This is a genomic window from Holophagales bacterium (assembly GCA_016719485.1).
In the GTDB taxonomy this organism is placed as follows: Bacteria; Acidobacteriota; Thermoanaerobaculia; order UBA5066; family UBA5066; genus UBA5066.
Genome location: JADJZB010000004.1, coordinates 397,301 through 412,815 on the forward strand (window position 1 = coordinate 397,301; position 15,515 = coordinate 412,815).

The window sequence follows — 15,515 nt, forward strand, 5'->3', positions numbered from 1 at the left end:
CGCCGTCCGTAGAATGCAGCGTGCCGATCCGGGTCGACCTCGCCTCCAGGACCGTGACGCTCTCTCCGGGCGCGCTCCTCGCCCCCACCGCCCGCCGCATCGGGGACGGCCGGGGCGATGCGATGGAGCGGCGCTGGATCGGCCAGGCGGTTCACCGCCGCGTCCTCTCGGACGCGCTCGCCACGATTCCCGGCTACGCGGTGGAGAAAGCCGTCCGCCTCACGTTCCCCGTCGACGGCTTCACGGCGATCCTGGAGGGACGTCTCGACGGCCGCTTCGAGGACGAGGACGGAACGACCGTCGTGGACGAGGTGAAGTCGGTCCACTTCGCCGAGGAGCTGCCGCGCCTGCTCGGGTCGCCGCGCCTGGACCGCTTCGCCAGGCAGCTCCAGTGGTACCTCCTCGCCGTCTCGAGAACGGAGGGCCGCCCCGTCCGAGGGCGCCTCGTCCTCGCCGACATCGAGACGGGCGACACGAGTCTCGTTCCGGTCCCGCTGGACCAGGGCGAGGTCGAGGCGGACCTCGTCGAAAGGGTCCGGGGCGCCCTCGCGGCGTTCTTCGGAGAGCTCGCGCTCGCCGAGGCCAAGGCGGCCGAGGCCGACGACCTCGTCTTTCCGTTCGGCCGTTTCCGCCCCGGGCAGCGCGAGATGATGGCGGCCGTGGCCCGGGCGGTGCGCTCCGGCGAGCAGCTCCTCGTCGAAGCGCCGACGGGCATCGGAAAGACCGCGGCAGCCCTCCTGCCGATGCTCGTGGAGGCGCTGAGGCAGGGCCGCAAGCTCTACGTCCTGACGTCGAAGACGACCCAGCAGGAGATCTTCCGCAAGACTCTGGAGGCGATCGCCTCGTCCTCGGCCCGCTCGGTCCGCCTGCGCGCCAAGGAGAGGATGTGCGCCAACGGCGTCGTCCTCTGCCACGAGGACCACTGCGCGTACGCGAGGGATTACGCCGCCAAGCTCGACGCCTCCGGCCTCCTCGACCGGCTTCTCGCCGTCACGCCCCACCTCGAGCCCGACTTCATCTTCGAGGAATCGCGGGCCGAGGAAGTCTGTCCGTTCGAGGTCTCGCTCGAGCTGGCGGAGCGGGCCGACGTCGTCCTCGGTGACTACAACTACGCGTTCGACCCCGTCGTCGCACTGTCGGGACTGCGCGATCCGGCCTCGCTCGAGGGGGCGCTCCTGCTCGTCGACGAAGTCCACAACCTCGTCGACCGCGGCCGGGCCATCTGGTCTCCGGAGCTCTCCGAGACCGAGGTGCGGCGCCTCTCCGAGGTCATCGGCACGACGAACCCCAGGACCGCGGCGGCGGCGCAGGAGGCGGCAGCGGAGGTCCTCGCCCTCGTCCACGAAGCCGCTTCGGCGCTCGGGCCCTCGAGCGACCCGTGGAACCCGGCCACCGAGCTCGTCCCGCTCGACCTCGACCGGCTCGACGACGTGCGTCTCTCGATGGAGTCTCTCCTCGTCCGCCATCTCGCCGACCTGAGGAACGGGGCCGACCGCGTCCCCGACGACCCGGTCCTCGGCCTCTACTTCCTTTTCGCGGGGTTCCACGACGTGGCCCGGCGGGCCGCGCCGGCGGGCCGCCTCGCCGAGGCGTTCGACCTCATCGCCTCCCGCGGGCCCGGCGGAGCACGCCTCTCGATTCTCTGCAAGGACCCGTCGCGCCTCCTCGCCGAGACGTTCGACGCCGCCTTCGCGACGGTCGGCATGTCGGCGACGCTGAGCCCTCCCGAGTTCTACCGCGACCTCCTCGGCTTCGACCACGACCGGACCTCCGTCCTCCTGCTCCCCTCTCCGTTTCCACGCGAGAACCGCGTCGTCGTCGTCGCGCCACACGTCGACACGACCTGGAAAGGGCGGGCGGCCGCGATGCCAGAGATCGCCCGCGTCGTCGCGGAGATCGCCGACGCCTGTCCCGGGAACGTCCTCGCACTCTTCCCTTCGTATCGCTTCGTCGACGACGCCAGAGCTCTCCTGCCGCCCCTGCCGGGGCACCGCGTCCTGCGCCCGTCGGACCGTTCCACCGAGCTGGAGAGGAACGCCGTTCTCGACGCGCTACGGGAAGACAAGTCGCGGATCCTCCTGCTCGCCGTCTCCGGCGGTCCGTTCGCCGAGGGGGTCGACTACCCCGGCGAGATGCTCCACGGAGTCGTCGTCGTCTCCCCCGCTCTCCCGCAGGTCCGCTTCGAGCAGGAACGCATGCGCCTCTACTTCGAGGAGCGCTACGGCCGCGGCTTCGAGTACGCCTACGTCATCCCGGGAATGACGAGGGTGGTCCAGAGCGCAGGTCGTGTGATCCGGTCGGAGACCGACGTCGGCGTCATCGCTCTCGTCTGCCGCCGTTTCCTGCAGAACCCTTACAGGAAGTTCCTGCCGTCCCACTGGTACGACGAGAGCCCCGCGGAGCTCGCCTGCACAGCGCCGCGCGAGCCGGTCCGCGCTTTCTTCGACAGGGCCTTCGCTCTGCCTGCGGCCGTTTCCCCGGCCGGTGCCCCGCCGCTTCTGCCCGGTGCCGGAAAAGGAAAAGGCCCCGCGCGACGGCGGGGCCGGAAGGTGTCGGAGGAAAACTGAGCTTCAGCGCACGAGGGTGTTGTTGTTGACGATGAAGCGGCGGGTACCGGCCGAGCGGTAGTTCCCCCGCCCGTCGATGACCTCGACGAGGAGGTCGTGCTCCGAGTTGGCGATCTTCGTCGTGTCGAGGTAGAAGCGCCAGCGGGAGTTTCCCCTCTGCGGGTAGTTCGGGTAGATCGCGGAGACGTCGGGGCTCGGGAGCCCGTACTCGGCGTAGTCGCGCCCCGTGACGGCGTCGACCTGCGCGACCCCGTCGATCAGGACACGGACGCGGATGACGCCGTCCAGGTCGAGCGCCCAGCCGAAGACCGGGAAGATGCCGCCGATGAACTCGTAGTTCGACGGGTCGTCCACGTAGCCGAGCGGCGGGGGGTCGAGATTCTGCGTCGCACACTCGAGGTTGACCGGCAGCTCCTTGAGGAGGGTGACGTTGTCCTCCTTGTCGGCAGCCTTGATCTGGAGCATGTGGTTCCCCTCCTTGATCCCCATGTCGGTCAGGAGGTATCCCACGTCGACGGCGAAGAAGAACCCGGCGTTCGCCGACTGCGTGAAGCCGGGGTAGAGGACGTTCAGGTCGGGCCGGTAGAAGCCGTAGCAGTCGACGAGCGCGTTGTTCAGGTTGAACTCGCGCCGGCAGCCGAGCGTTCCGAACGCGCCGCGGGTGTCCTTGAGGACCGCCCCGTCCAGCTCGAGGAAGACGTGCGAGACGCCGCCGCGCTCGGCATAGATCGATGTGTCGAGGGCCCACCCGGTGACGGTCATGATGTACCGGGTGTCCCGGATCTCGCCGCCCGAAGGCCCGCCGGGGAGCCGCAGGCAGTTGCCGAACCACGTCGCCTGCAGGAGCGGGTACTCCACCTCGCCGAACGGCGGGAGGTTGGGCGCGTTGTTGAAGACCTGGAAGCGGCGGGTGGCCAGGAGCCCCTGCTGCCCCTGGTCGTCGGTCGCCTTGACGGTCAGCGTGTGCACGCCGTTCGTCAGCCGCGTCGAGTCGATGAAGATGACGAACCCCGAGCTGGTGGCATCGGGCACGTTCGGGTAGTACGCGGCGACGTCGGGACGGTTCACGCCAATGACGGCCTCGCGCTCGAGGAGTCCGTCGATGAAGACGTCGACGTGCTCCACGCGCCGGTCGTCGAGCGCCCAGCCGGCCACCGCGAGGACCCCGTTGGCGTGGACGGACGAGTCCGGAATCGGGACGTCGAGGACGCCGAACGGCGGCTGGTTCTTCGCGTTGTCGATCCGGATCGTGCGCGGCGCGAGGAAGTAGCAGCAGCCCGTGACGTCGGTGATCCGGACGTAGAGCTTGTGCGACCCGTTCGAGTAGTTCGCCGCGCGGAACGACATCTCGAAGCCGGGGGCCGCGCCGGGCGTCCCCGCATACTGCGGAAAGGCCTGCATGACGTCGGGCCGCGGCAGGTTGACGTTGGCGCCGCCGGCCGGCGTCACGCGGTTCGCCTCGTCTGTTCCATCGACGTAGAGGTCGATGTTCGAGACGAGGTTCCCGTTCAACGCGAACCCGGCCACGCGAACGTAGCCCGAGACGAGCGCCCCTTCCGCCGGGACCTCGATCGTCCCCACGGTCTGTCCGGGACACCCCTCGGTCGGGCAGTCCGCGAACGCGGGTGCTCCGACCGTCAGGAGGACCGCCGCCATCACCGGAAGGACCAGAGCGTTGAGCTTCATCAGTCTTCCTCCCCAGGCCCACGAGGTCTCAGGTTCACGGCTTCCGGCCACCTCGCGGAACAGACCGGGAACCTTGAGAACGTGCGTTCGTTTGCAGCGATTCTAGGAGCGGCCCAAAGCCCTGTCAATGCGGGGGTTCGCGGGATTCTCCGGCGGCCCGGGCGTGAGCGAGCGCCCCCTCGGCCGTCCCCGCCGGGTCGTAGCCCCCCTCGAGAACCGAAACGAGGCGGCCGGAAGCGAAGGTGTCGGCCGCTGCGACGAGAGCCTTCGTCATCCGGGCGAACCCCTTCCCGGACAGCCTCATGCCGCCGAGGGGATCGGAGCGGTGGGCGTCGAAACCGGCGCTGACGAGAACGAGGTCGGGCCGAAAGCGCCTGAGCAGGGCGTCCAGAGACGCCTCAAACCCACCCGCGTACGCGTCGTCGCCGGCACCGGCGCCGACCGGGACGTTCGCCGTCAGGCCGAGCCCCGGGCCGGATCCCGTCTCGTCCCTGCTCCCGGTCCCCGGATAGAAGGGATACCGGTGAACCGAGAGGTACGCGACGCTGCCGTCCTCCCAGAACGTCTCCTGAGTCCCGTTTCCGTGGTGGACGTCGAAGTCGGCCACCAGGACCCTGTCGGCACCGTGGCGCCGCTGGGCGTCCCGCGCCGCCACGGCGACGGCGTTGAAGAAACAGAAGCCCATCGCCTCCGCCGCCCGGGCGTGATGTCCGGGCGGCCGCGTCACGACGAAGCCGCGCCGGGTCGCCCCCGTCATCACGTCGTCGACGGCTGCGAGCAGGAGCCCGACGGTCCGCTCGGAAACGTCGTACGTCGAGCGGGACATCGGGTTGTCCGGGGAATCGAACAGCGTGAAGGGCCGGCCGAGCTCTTCCGGGCCGCGAGAAGCAGCCTCGCGGACCCGCTCGACGTACGCGGGGTCGTGGACGAGCGACAGGGAGCTCCACGTTCGCTCGGGAGACGGGGGCCGCCGCATCCCGAACCCGCCGGTCTCGAGCGCCTTCACGACCGAGACGACCCGCTCTGGCCCCTCTGGATGAAACGCCCCGGTCCCGTGCCGCAGGACGAGCGGGTCGTGGTAGATGCGAAGCGGGTCCGTCACCGGTCTTCGTTATACGACGGGACCCCGGGAAACCCGTGCATTACCATTCGCCCGTGTCGAAGACCGCCGCGAACGCGCTCCGGATCGCCGTCTCCCTGGGGCTGGCGGCTCTTCTGCTCTGGCTCTTCTTCCGCAACCTCGATCTCGCGGAGCTGGCGAAGACTCTGTCGGCCGCCCACCCGGGCTGGCTGGCCCTCGCCCTGGCGATCACCTTGTTCAACTTCCCCTTCCGTTCGTGGCGGTGGACGCGGCTTCTCCACCACGTCCAGCACGTCCCCCAGCGCGAGGCCCTCTCGGCCACGTGCATCGGATTCGCGGCGTCCGTCCTCCTTCCGGCCAGGGCCGGAGAGATCGTCCGGCCGGCGGTCCTCTCCCGGCGGACCGGCCTTCCCTTTGCGCCCGCGCTCGCCTCGATCGCCGTGGAGCGTCTCATCGATCTCGTCGCGGTCGTCTTCCTGTTCGTCGTCTATGCCATCGGCGGCTGGGAGCCGGCCGACCTTCCGGCCGAAGCCCACGGTCGGCTCGAGCTCCTGCGCCGCTCCGCGTTTCTCCTCGGCACGGCAACCCTCGTCGTCTTCGCCGGTCTCGGCCTCCTCGCGGCCAGGCCGCACCTGGCCGACGGGTTCCTCGGTCCGCTCGAGCGTCGGCTCCCGGCCCGGATCGCGACCCGGGTCGTCGCGCTCCTGCGCTCGTTCCTGGGTGGACTCGCGTCGATCCGCACGGGCAGCGACGTGGCCGTCATGAGCTCCTCCACGCTCGTGATGTGGCTCCTGAACGTCCTCCAGTTCTACGCGGTGGCGCGAGCGTTCGAAGTGGTGCTGCCATTCCCGGTGTTCTTCTTCGTCCTGACGTGGGCCGTCCTCGGCCTCGCCGTCCCGACCCCCGGAGGTGTCGGCGGCTACCACGCGGCCGTCGCCTACTCCCTGGCGGGCTTCTACGCCGTGGCGGCCGCGCCCGCGGCCGCCACGGCGCTCGTGACGCACGCCATCGCCTTCGTTCCGGTCACGATCGCGGGCGTCGCGTTCCTCGCCGCCAGCGGTCTGACGTTCCGGCGGCTCGCCGCCGGGCCTGCCGGGACCGGCACGGGCGGGAGTAGTCTCTCCACGTGAAGTGCCCCTTCTGCGACGGCGTCGCCGACAAGGTGGTCGATTCCCGCGAGAGCCGGGAGGGTGAGGTCATTCGCAGGCGCCGCGAGTGCCTCGCCTGCCAGAGGCGCTTCACGTCCTACGAACGGGTCGAGGAGGCGCCGCTCGTCGTCGTGAAGAGCGACGGACGGCGCGAGGAGTTCGACCGCGCGAAGATCCTCAGGGGCCTCCGCAGGGCCTGCGAGAAGCGACCGGTGGAGCCGTCCCGTCTCGAGGCGCTCTGCGACGAGGTGGAAGGCCTCTTCCCGACCCGCGAGCCGCGCGAGCTGAAGACCGGGGAGATCGGGGCCCACCTCATGGACCGCCTCAGGGAGGTGGACCAGGTCGCCTTCGTGAGGTTCGCCTCCGTCTACAGGCGCTTCGAGGACGCGGGCGACTTCGTGGAGGAGGTCGAGACCCTGCTCTCGGACGCGCGCGACGCTTCACGGAGGAGCCGATGACGAAAGGACGCCCCCAGGTCCGGTGGGCTTTCAGCTCCGGAGCGGGTGACCCCGGGGCTCCTCCTCCCCACCTTCCCCCCGTCGACGTCGTCGAGCACGCTCACGGCTGGCGCCTCGTCTTCGAGATCCCGGGGACCGACCCCGCCAGCGTCCGCGTCGACGTCGCGGGGCGCGTCGTCGCCGTTCGCGGCGAGCGGCGACCGACCGAGCGCACGCACGGCACGTTCCTCTGCGTGGAGCGCGCCGCCGGCCCCTTCGAGCGCCTCGTGGAGCTGCCGGACGAGCTCGATCCCGACGGGGCCGCTGCCTCGTACGCAGACGGCCTCCTGACGCTCGAGATCCCCCGCCGCCCGGCGTCGCGGCATCGGACGATCCCGATCCGCCCGGCCCGGAGCGTCGAGAAGAAGTGAACGGGATGCCGGAGGAAACCGCGAACGCCGACGCCGTCCAGATCCCGGACCTTCTCCCGGTCCTCCCGCTGAAGGACGTCGTCCTCTTTCCCTACGTCATCGTCCCCCTGTCCGTCTCGCGGGAGAAGTCGATCGCCGCCGTCGACGCGGCCCTCGCCGAACAGCGGATCCTCCTCCTCCTCGCCCAGAAGGACCCCTCCGTCGAGGACCCCGGCCCGGCCGACCTCTACGAGACGGGGACGGCGGCCGCCGTGATGCGGATGCTCAAGCTCCCCGACGGCCGGATCCGCCTCCTCGTTCAGGGACTCTCGCGGGTCCGGGTCGACGGATACGTCCAGGAGAGCCCGTCGCTCCGGGCCAAGGCGGTGAGGATCCCCGAGCCCGAAGCCGCTCACTCCGCATCGGAAGAGGTCGAGGCGCTCCTGCGCGCCGTGAAGGAGGGCCTCGAGAAGGCCGTGGGCCTGGGCAAGACGATCTCGCCCGAGGTCATGCTCGTCGCCGCGGGCCTCGACGACCCCGCCCGCCTCGCCGACCTCGCCGCCTCGAACCTCGACCTGAAGCTCGACGAGGCGCAGAAGATCCTCGAGACCCTCCCTGGCGTCGAGAGGCTGAAGGCGGTCCTCGAGATCCTGCGGCGCGAGATCCGCGTCCTGACCGTCCAGCAGGAGATCTCGGGGATGGCGCGTGGCGAGATCGACAAGAGCCAGCGCGAGTACTTCCTCAGGCAGCAGCTGAAGGCGATCCAGCAGGAGCTCGGGGTCACCGACGACGTGGCCGAGGAGGTCGAGCAGTACCGCAAGAAGCTCGAAGGCAAGTCGCTCCCGGCCGAGGCGCAGGAAGAGGTCGACAAGCAGCTCAAGCGTCTCGAGCGCAGCAACCCCGACTCGGCCGAGACGGCGATGATCCGGACGTTCCTGGACTGGATCACCGGCCTTCCCTGGGGCGTCTCCTCGCAGGACAACCTCGAGCTCGCCCGCGCGCGGGCCATCCTCGACGAGGACCACTTCGGCCTCGAGAAGCCCAAGGAGCGGATCCTCGAGTTCCTCGCCGTGCGCAAGCTCGCGCCCGAGAGCAAGGGACCGATCCTCTGCTTCGTGGGTCCTCCCGGCGTTGGAAAGACGTCCCTCGGGAAGTCGATCGCACGCTCCCTGGACCGGAAGTTCATCCAGATGTCGCTCGGCGGCGTCCGCGACGAAGCCGAGATCCGCGGACACCGGCGGACGTACGTCGGAGCGCTCCCAGGCCGGATCGTCCAGGGGATCAACCAGGCCGCCACCTCGAACCCCGTCTTCATCCTCGACGAGGTCGACAAGATCGGCGCCGACTTCCGCGGTGACCCGTCGTCGGCCCTCCTCGAGGTCCTCGACCCCGAGCAGAACCGCACCTTCCGCGACCATTACCTCGGCGTCCCTTACGACCTCTCGAAGGTCCTCTTCATAACAACGGCGAACGTTCTCGACACGATCCAGCCGGCGTTCCTCGACCGGATGGAGGTCATCCGGCTCTCGGGGTACACGCTCGAGGAGAAGCTCGCGATCGCCAGGCGGCACCTGGTCCCGAAGCAGCTCAAGGAGAACGGCCTCACGGCGAAGGGGCTCGCGTTTCCCGAGGACGCCCTCCGGACCGTGATCGAGGAATACACCCGGGAGGCGGGCCTCCGGAACCTCGAGAGGGAGATCGGGAGCTGCTGCCGGAAGGTGGCCGTGAGGATCGCGTCGGGCGACGCCCGGGCGGTGAAGATGACGCCGGCCCTCGTGCGCGCGCTTCTGGGCGTCCCGAAGTTCCGCAGCGACGAGGCCCTCTCCCGCAACGAGGTCGGCGCGGCGACCGGCCTCGCCTGGACCGCGGTCGGCGGCGACGTCCTGATCGTCGAGGCCCGCGCCCTGAAGGGAAAGGGACGGCTGCAGCTCACGGGCCAGCTCGGCGACGTCATGAAGGAGTCGGCCCAGGCGGCGCTGACGCTGCTGCGGTCGCGGGCGAAGGAGCTGGGCCTCTCTTCGGGCTTCTTCGAAACCCACGACGTGCACGTCCACGTCCCGGAAGGCGCGATCCCGAAAGACGGCCCGTCCGCCGGCGTCACGATGCTCACGGCGATGGTCTCCGCGTTCACCGGGATGCCGGTGCGGCGCGACGTCGCGATGACGGGAGAGATCACGCTGCGGGGAGAGGTGCTCCCGATCGGCGGCCTCAAGGAAAAGGCGCTCGCCGCCCGCCGGGCCGGCATCTCGACGATCGTCCTCCCCTCCCGCAACGAACGGGACCTCGCCGACATCCCGGAAGACCTTCGCCGCGACCTGCGGTTCGTCTTCGTCGATCGCGCCGAACAGGTTCTCGAGGCGGCACTCGTGAAGCCCCGGAAGGTGCGGGCCTCCGCACCCGCCCGGAGAACCCTCCGCGGAGGAAACCGGCATGAGAACGCTCCCGTCCGAGAACGACCTCCTCCGCCGCTTCGAGAGCCTCTTCGCGACGCGCCGCCGGGACGTGAAGGTGGGCGTCGGCGACGACGCCGCCGTTCTCGCGGCGCCCGCATCCCTCGCCGTCTGCACGGACGCTCTCGTCGAGGGTGAGGACTTCACCTCCGGCACGGACCCGTATCTGGTCGGACGCAAGGCGCTGAACGTCAACCTGTCCGACCTGGCCGCGATGGGAGCGGCTCCGCTCCACGCGCTCCTGACGCTCGGTCTCCCGCGCCAGACCCCGGTGGCCTGGCTCGACGGATTCCTCGACGGGTTCCGGGCGGCCGCCCGCGAGCAGGCCGTCGCCATCGTCGGCGGAGACCTCTCGGCATCCCTCGAGCGTTTCGTCTCGGTCACCGCGCTCGGGCGCGTCCCCCCATCGGGGCCGTTGCGCCGGGCCGGCGGCAACCCGGGCGACGAGCTCTGGGTCTCCGGCACGCTGGGCGCCGCCGCCGCGGGCCTCTCGCTCGTCCTGCGCGGGTATCGCCGCGATCGCGAAGGAAAGGTGACCGCTCCGCGCGGGCGCCGGGTGTCGCCGGCGCGGCGCGACGAGATCGCGCGCCTCCTCCGGCACCTCCTCGACCCTCGCCCGATGGTCGACCTCGGCCGGATGCTCGCGGAAGGAGAGATCGCTTCGGCGGCCATCGACCTCTCCGACGGCCTCGCCCGGGACCTCCACCGCCTCTGCAGGGCGTCGGGGACCGGGGCCTCCGTCGAACGGGAAGTGCTTCCGGTCGACTCCGGCCTCGCGACGCTGCCCGGACTGCCGTCCGACCCTCTCGAGCTGGCACTGTACGGGGGCGAGGACTACGGCCTCCTCTTCGCGGTCCCGCCCCGGCGGGTCGGTGCGATGGCGAGGGTCGCGGCCCGCTTCGCGGTGCGACGGATCGGCCGCCTGGACGCCACGTCGAGAGTCCTCCTCGTGGCGGCCGGCCGCCCTTCCCCGCTGCCGGACCGGGGCTTCGACCACTTCGCCAGGAACGCCGGGTGACGTTTCGGGGCCCTGACCCGCACGGTCGCGACGATCCGGCCCGCGAGCCGGGGGAAACGAGACATCCGGCCGCGCCCCTGCCGTCCGGGACCGGCTGGTTCGGGCGATTCAAGTCACAGTTCCTCGAGATGCTCGGCCGGCACGACGAGCCGGAACGCGTCGCCGCGTCCTTCGCGATCGGGGTCGCCATCGCCTTCACGCCGCTCCTGGGCTTCCACTGGATCATCGCCGTCCTCGTCGCGATCCTCCTGAAGCTCAACAAGCTCGACGTCTTCCTCGGAACGCTCGTCGTCAATCCGCTGACCCTGGGTCCGGTCAGCGCGGTCGCCCTGCCGCTCGGCCGCCTCGTCGTCCGCGCGCGGCAGGAGGCCGTCACGATCATGCCGTGGGGCGACCTGCTGCGGCCCGCCTCGTGGGCGCAGGCCGCGCCCGCGATGAGGACGATCGGGCTCCAGTGGGCGATCGGCATGTTCACCCTGTCGATTTTCTTCGGGGCGCTGACGTACCTCGCCCTCGTGAGGATCCTGCGGAGCCGACGCGCCCGCGTAGCGCTGATCCCTCCCGACTTCGCGGACTGACGTCGCCGGCAGGCGCCGGACGCGAATCGCTTCGCGGTGTTCCCTTTGCCCCGTCGACCGACCGGGTGGCCCGATCACGAGGGCGCATCCCCGGCGAGCGGCCGCTTCAGGGGCCCCCGACGGAGGACGGCGCTTCCATTGCTCGAAACGCCTCGATCCGCTTCCTCAGAGCGAGGTTCCTGGCGGGACGGCCGAACGACCGCTCTATCCCGGACAGCGCCGTGAACGCGTTGCCTCGCGCCAGGGGTGCTCGGACGGCGAGCTCGAGGAGCCGCCCCGCGGGGTCCGGGTTGCGGGGGGCCGCGCGCGTGGCGCGGCCGAGCTCGGCGGCGGCGGCGACGACGTTTCCCCGGGCTTCGTAGCGCTCCGCGAGGAAGAATCGGGCCTCGAGCCAGCCGGGGGCGGCCGCAAGCACGCGGCGCACCTCGGACAGCGCCGCCCTCTCTCGCCCGAGGGCTGACAGGGTCCGTGCCAGGCCGAGGCGCGCGCGGACGTTCCCGTCGTCGGCCCCCAGAGCCTGCCGCCAGGCCGCGAGGGCGTCTTCGAACCGGCCGCGAACGTGGAGCAGTGCCGCGCGCTGAAAGAGGAGCGGCCCGGATTCCGGCTGGCGCCGAAGCCCATCGACGCAGGCCCGCTCCGCCTCCTCGAGCCGCCCCGACTCCTCTTCGGCCTTCGCGAGTCCCTGCCACCCGATCTCGTAGTCCGGCTTGATCGCGAGCGTCCTCTCGTACGCGGCGCGGGCGTCGTCCCACCGGCCCTCCTTGCGGGCCACGCGACCGAGAAGCGCGAAGGCGTCGTAGTAGCGCGGGAAGAGCCCGGCCGCTTTCTCGAGGCTCGCGCGAGCGGAGACCGTCTCGCCCCGGCCCCACGCCAGGTATGCGACGTTGTAGTGGGCGCGCGCCGAGCGGGGGACCTTCTCGACCATCTCTTCGAAGAGCCGTTCGTCGTTTCGAAAGACCTCGTTCCTCTCGACCGTGGCACCCGCGTAGGTCACGAGCACCACTCCGAGCACCGCTGCGCGGAAACCGTCCGAGATCGACGGGAACGCCGCGGCGAGCCCCGCCGCCGCCGCGAGAAGGCCCGCGGACGGAAGGTAGGCGAGTCGATCGGCAAAGATCGTCCCGATGGGAAAGAAGACGTTCGACGTCGGGAGGATCGTCCCGAGGAAGAACGCGATTCCGAGGGACACGAGAGGCTGCCGGCGAAGCGTCGCCAGGCCCAAAGCCGCGAGGCCGAGTACGAAGGCGAGACCGGCGCCCGCGCGCGGGTCGGAAAGGGACGCGACGAGGTCGAGGGCGTGGGCCGAGTGGTCCCCCGAGAGCCCGAGAGGGACGAACGTCTTCGCGACGTACCGCAGGAGGATCCAGAGGCCGTTCGCCGCCCGGATGAGGTGCGGCAATGGCGCGAGCGGGTTGTCGAGCTCGAAGAAGGCCTCCTTCTTCGAGACGAGCCCTCCCATCGCGAAGAGCCGGACGGCCGCGAACGCCGCCAGGGGAACCAGAAGGCCGCACGTCGCCAGGGCCTTCCTCCTGACCCGCGCGACGAGCGGCTCGCCCGCGTCGCGCCGCAGGAGCTCTCCGAGGACGACGACGCCGGGAAGGACGACGGCGTTCTCCTTCGTGAAGACGGCGAGGAGGAACGCGACGAGCGCCCCCGCGTACGGCCATGGGAGGAGGCGCGACCCGTCGGTCGCGCGCCGGAAAAGGAGCGCCGCGAGGAAGGTGAGCGACGCCACCAGCAGCTCGGCCCGTCCGACGATTCCCGTCACCGCCTCGACGTGGATCGGCACGACGGCGAAGAGAGCCGCCGCCGCCAGCGAGGGCGCACGGGGCATGCCGAGCGCGAGGACCCACGCGGCGAACAGGAGCGTCGTCGCGACGTGCAGCACGACGTTCACGACGTGGAACGGCAGCGGGTCCTTCCCCGTCGTCCACCGCTGGACGGCATAGGTGAGAAGGACCACCGGCCGGAAGTTCTTCGCGGTGGACAGCGGCCCGCCGAAGTAGTGCGACGTGAAGATCTCCCCCGCGCGGCCGGGAGACGAGATGCGCGGGTTGTCGCGCACGATGGCCTTGTCGTCGAACGTGAAATCGGCCCGAAGGCCGTTCAGGAAGGGCAGGAACGCGAGGAGGGCGAGCGCGACCGCCGCGCGACGTCCGAGCCGTCCCGTCGGGGTGCTCGCCGCGCCGCGCGCCGCCCCGTGAAGGGGGAGGGCGGTGGCGCCGGCACGCGGGGACAGGAGCGGAAGGAGACGCATCGGGGCGCTGGAGTCTAGTCGTTGATCGAAAGACGCTTCATCTCGTAGAGGAGCGATTGGCGGGAGAGGCCCAGAAGGGCGGCTGCCCGTGTCCGGTTCCCCGCTGCCTCCGCGAGCGTCTCGAGGATCACCCTCCTCTTCGCCTCGTCCACCGCCGCTCTGTACCGGCCTCTCCCCTCCGCCGGTGCTGCCGCCGGGACGCGCAGCGGCTCGGGAAGGTGTTGACGTTCCACGCGGCATCCCGGTCCGGCCATGGCCTTCGCCAGCTCGACCGCCGAGATGAGCTCGCGGACGTTCCCGGGCCAGCTCCATGAGAGAAGCGCCGCCCTGGCCTCGGGCGCGACCGAAGTTCCGGCGAGCGCCCGGTCGAGAAGGACACGCAGGTCCCTCGGCCTTTCCCGCAGCGGCGAGAGGGTGACCGTGATTCCGGCGATCCGGTAGAGGAGGTCGCCCCGGAAGCGGCCTTCCCCGACGAGCCGGGCGAGGTCGCGATGGGTGGCGGCGACGAGGTGCAGGTCGACCGCCCGCGTCCGCGTTTCGCCCAGGCGCCGGACCTCGCACTCCTGCAGGACACGCAGGAGCTTGGCCTGGACCTGGGGCGAGAGGTCACCGATCTCGTCCAGGAACAGCGTTCCGCCGGACGAGGCCTCGAACACCCCCTGGCGGTCCCGGTCGGCGCCGGTGAAGGCTCCCCGCGCCGCACCGAACAGCTCCGCTTCGGCGAGGGTATCGGGAAGAGCCGCGACGTTCACTGCGACGAACGGGCCGGTCCTTCCCGATGCGCGGTGGACCTCCCGCGCCACGAGCTCCTTGCCGGTGCCGCTCTCGCCGAGGACGAGGACGGAGATCCGGTGGGACGCCACGCGCCTCACCGTGTCGAAGACCTCGCGCGTCGCGACGTCCTCGGCCACGAGGGAGGTCGGCGCCGGCACGGTGACGGCCGCTTCGGTTCGGGCGGACGCGGACGGCTCCTGGAATCGCGCGACGGCACCCTCCAGCCCGGCACGCCGCGCGGCGCGCAGGCCGAGATGCCTGAGAGGAGCGGAATCCTGACGCGCGAAGAAGCCGGGAAACCGGCCGCGCCACTCGAGGAGGCGCGTGGCGACCTCGAGCGGACCGCCCGGCCGGTCGAGGAAGCCCGGCGAGCGCCTGGCGTGCCCCGGGTTGTGGCATGAGGCCCTTCTCGAGGCGGTCCTCGGCCTCGAGGAGCGTCCGTTCCGGCGCGTCGAGCGCCGGCGCATCCGGAACGGTCCGGTGCAGGTCGCGCCGGGCCGACGCCACGAGCCGGGCGCGAAGCGGCTCGACGCCGCTGCGGGCGTCCGGCCAGGGCTCGGCCTCCTCGAGGCGAACGAGCGCCTCGACGGCCGAGCCACTCGCGAGGAGCCGGGCCCCTTCGAGAACGAGGATCTCCCGGAACGCGGGATGCCCGGCACATTCCTCGAGCCGCGAGACGGCCTCCGCGAAGGCCTCGGCCCCGTCCGCATCGTCGCCGTCGGCGAGTGCGAGGCGCTGCCGGGTGGGAATCGAAAAGAGGAGCTGGAAGGACCGTCCCGGCACCCGGTCGTGCGCGAGGACGGTCTTCAGGTCGCGCTGCGCGCCCTGCGCGTCGCTTCTCCGGACGGCCAGGGAGGCCCTCTGTCCGAGGGAGGTGAGGTAGCGATCTCTCTCGCCGAGAGAGGAGAAAAGGACGAGGGCCTCCTCGAGTGACGTCTCGGCCTCCGCCAGCTCTCCGTCCTCGGCGGCGGCCACGGAGAGGTCGAAGAGAGCGTCCGCCTTTCTGGAGGGCGTGCGGGCCCCGTCGCGCGCGGCCCGGAAGAAGGCCCTCGCCTCGCGCGGACGACCGAGGCCGAGCGCGAGGTACCCCGCGGTGAAGCCCGCGTCGA

At 71.0% G+C, this 15,515-nt stretch carries 11 protein-coding genes; 7 read left to right on the forward strand and 4 right to left on the reverse strand.

Going from position 1 to position 15,515, the window contains the following annotated elements; genetic code table 11:
• The first annotated feature begins 20 nt into the window (after positions 1 to 20).
• Positions 21 to 2,567 carry an ATP-dependent DNA helicase gene (locus tag IPN03_04655; GenBank protein MBK9373019.1) on the forward strand — a complete coding sequence of 849 codons (2,547 nt, stop codon included), beginning with the start codon at positions 21 to 23 and terminating at the stop codon, positions 2,565 to 2,567.
• A 3-nt stretch (positions 2,568 to 2,570) separates the two neighbouring features.
• On the opposite strand, the gene IPN03_04660 is transcribed toward IPN03_04655, so the two are convergent.
• On the reverse strand, positions 2,571 to 4,253 hold the full coding sequence (locus IPN03_04660) for a hypothetical protein (GenBank protein MBK9373020.1): 1,683 nt from the start codon (positions 4,251 to 4,253) through the stop codon (positions 2,571 to 2,573).
• Positions 4,254 to 4,377: 124 nt separating this feature from the next.
• A complete protein-coding gene (locus IPN03_04665) occupies positions 4,378 to 5,355 on the reverse strand; it encodes a histone deacetylase (protein MBK9373021.1) in 978 nt (325 codons plus the stop codon).
• A 53-nt stretch (positions 5,356 to 5,408) separates the two neighbouring features.
• On the opposite strand from IPN03_04665, the gene IPN03_04670 reads away from it, so the two are divergent.
• From IPN03_04670 to IPN03_04690, 5 genes are all read left to right on the forward strand, one after another.
• Complete coding sequence (locus IPN03_04670) at positions 5,409 to 6,464, forward strand: flippase-like domain-containing protein (protein ID MBK9373022.1); 1,056 nt, start codon at positions 5,409 to 5,411, stop codon at positions 6,462 to 6,464.
• Positions 6,461 to 6,940 (forward strand): transcriptional repressor NrdR, encoded by a 480-nt coding sequence (nrdR, locus tag IPN03_04675; protein MBK9373023.1) that lies wholly within the window; start codon positions 6,461 to 6,463, stop codon positions 6,938 to 6,940. The genes IPN03_04670 and nrdR overlap by 4 nt, the downstream gene beginning before the upstream one ends.
• Positions 6,937 to 7,350: an Hsp20/alpha crystallin family protein gene (locus tag IPN03_04680; GenBank protein ID MBK9373024.1), complete on the forward strand. Its 414-nt coding sequence runs from the start codon at positions 6,937 to 6,939 to the stop codon at positions 7,348 to 7,350. Before nrdR ends, IPN03_04680 begins: the two co-directional genes overlap by 4 nt.
• Before the next feature lie 5 nt (positions 7,351 to 7,355).
• Positions 7,356 to 9,917, forward strand: a complete 2,562-nt coding sequence (lon, locus tag IPN03_04685) for an endopeptidase La (GenBank protein MBK9373025.1) — start codon at positions 7,356 to 7,358, stop codon at positions 9,915 to 9,917.
• 876 nt (positions 9,918 to 10,793) lie between these two features.
• Entirely contained in the window at positions 10,794 to 11,375 is a 582-nt protein-coding gene (locus IPN03_04690; GenBank protein ID MBK9373026.1) for a DUF2062 domain-containing protein, read from the forward strand.
• Positions 11,376 to 11,481: 106 nt separating this feature from the next.
• On the opposite strand, the gene IPN03_04695 is transcribed toward IPN03_04690, so the two are convergent.
• On the reverse strand, positions 11,482 to 13,632 hold the full coding sequence (locus tag IPN03_04695; protein ID MBK9373027.1) for a tetratricopeptide repeat protein: 2,151 nt from the start codon (positions 13,630 to 13,632) through the stop codon (positions 11,482 to 11,484).
• A 14-nt stretch (positions 13,633 to 13,646) separates the two neighbouring features.
• The gene (locus IPN03_04700; protein MBK9373028.1) at positions 13,647 to 14,564 is read right to left on the reverse strand and encodes a sigma 54-interacting transcriptional regulator; all 918 of its coding nucleotides are present in this window, start codon (positions 14,562 to 14,564) and stop codon (positions 13,647 to 13,649) included.
• Between the two features lie 166 nt (positions 14,565 to 14,730).
• Between IPN03_04700 and IPN03_04705 the strand changes: the two genes are divergently transcribed.
• Positions 14,731 to 15,339 (forward strand): hypothetical protein, encoded by a 609-nt coding sequence (locus IPN03_04705; protein ID MBK9373029.1) that lies wholly within the window; start codon positions 14,731 to 14,733, stop codon positions 15,337 to 15,339.
• Positions 15,340 to 15,515: the final 176 nt, after the last annotated feature.

What these genes read in the sequence shown, in the direction of transcription:
- IPN03_04660 (MBK9373020.1), bottom strand. Translation starts at nt 4,253, where the DNA reads ATGAAGCTCAACGCTCTGGTCCTTCCGGTGATGGCGGCGGTCCTCCTG.
- IPN03_04680 (MBK9373024.1), top strand. Translation starts at nt 6,937, where the DNA reads ATGACGAAAGGACGCCCCCAGGTCCGGTGGGCTTTCAGCTCCGGAGCG.
- lon (MBK9373025.1), top strand. Translation starts at nt 7,356, where the DNA reads ATGCCGGAGGAAACCGCGAACGCCGACGCCGTCCAGATCCCGGACCTT.
- IPN03_04695 (MBK9373027.1), bottom strand. Translation starts at nt 13,632, where the DNA reads ATGCGTCTCCTTCCGCTCCTGTCCCCGCGTGCCGGCGCCACCGCCCTC.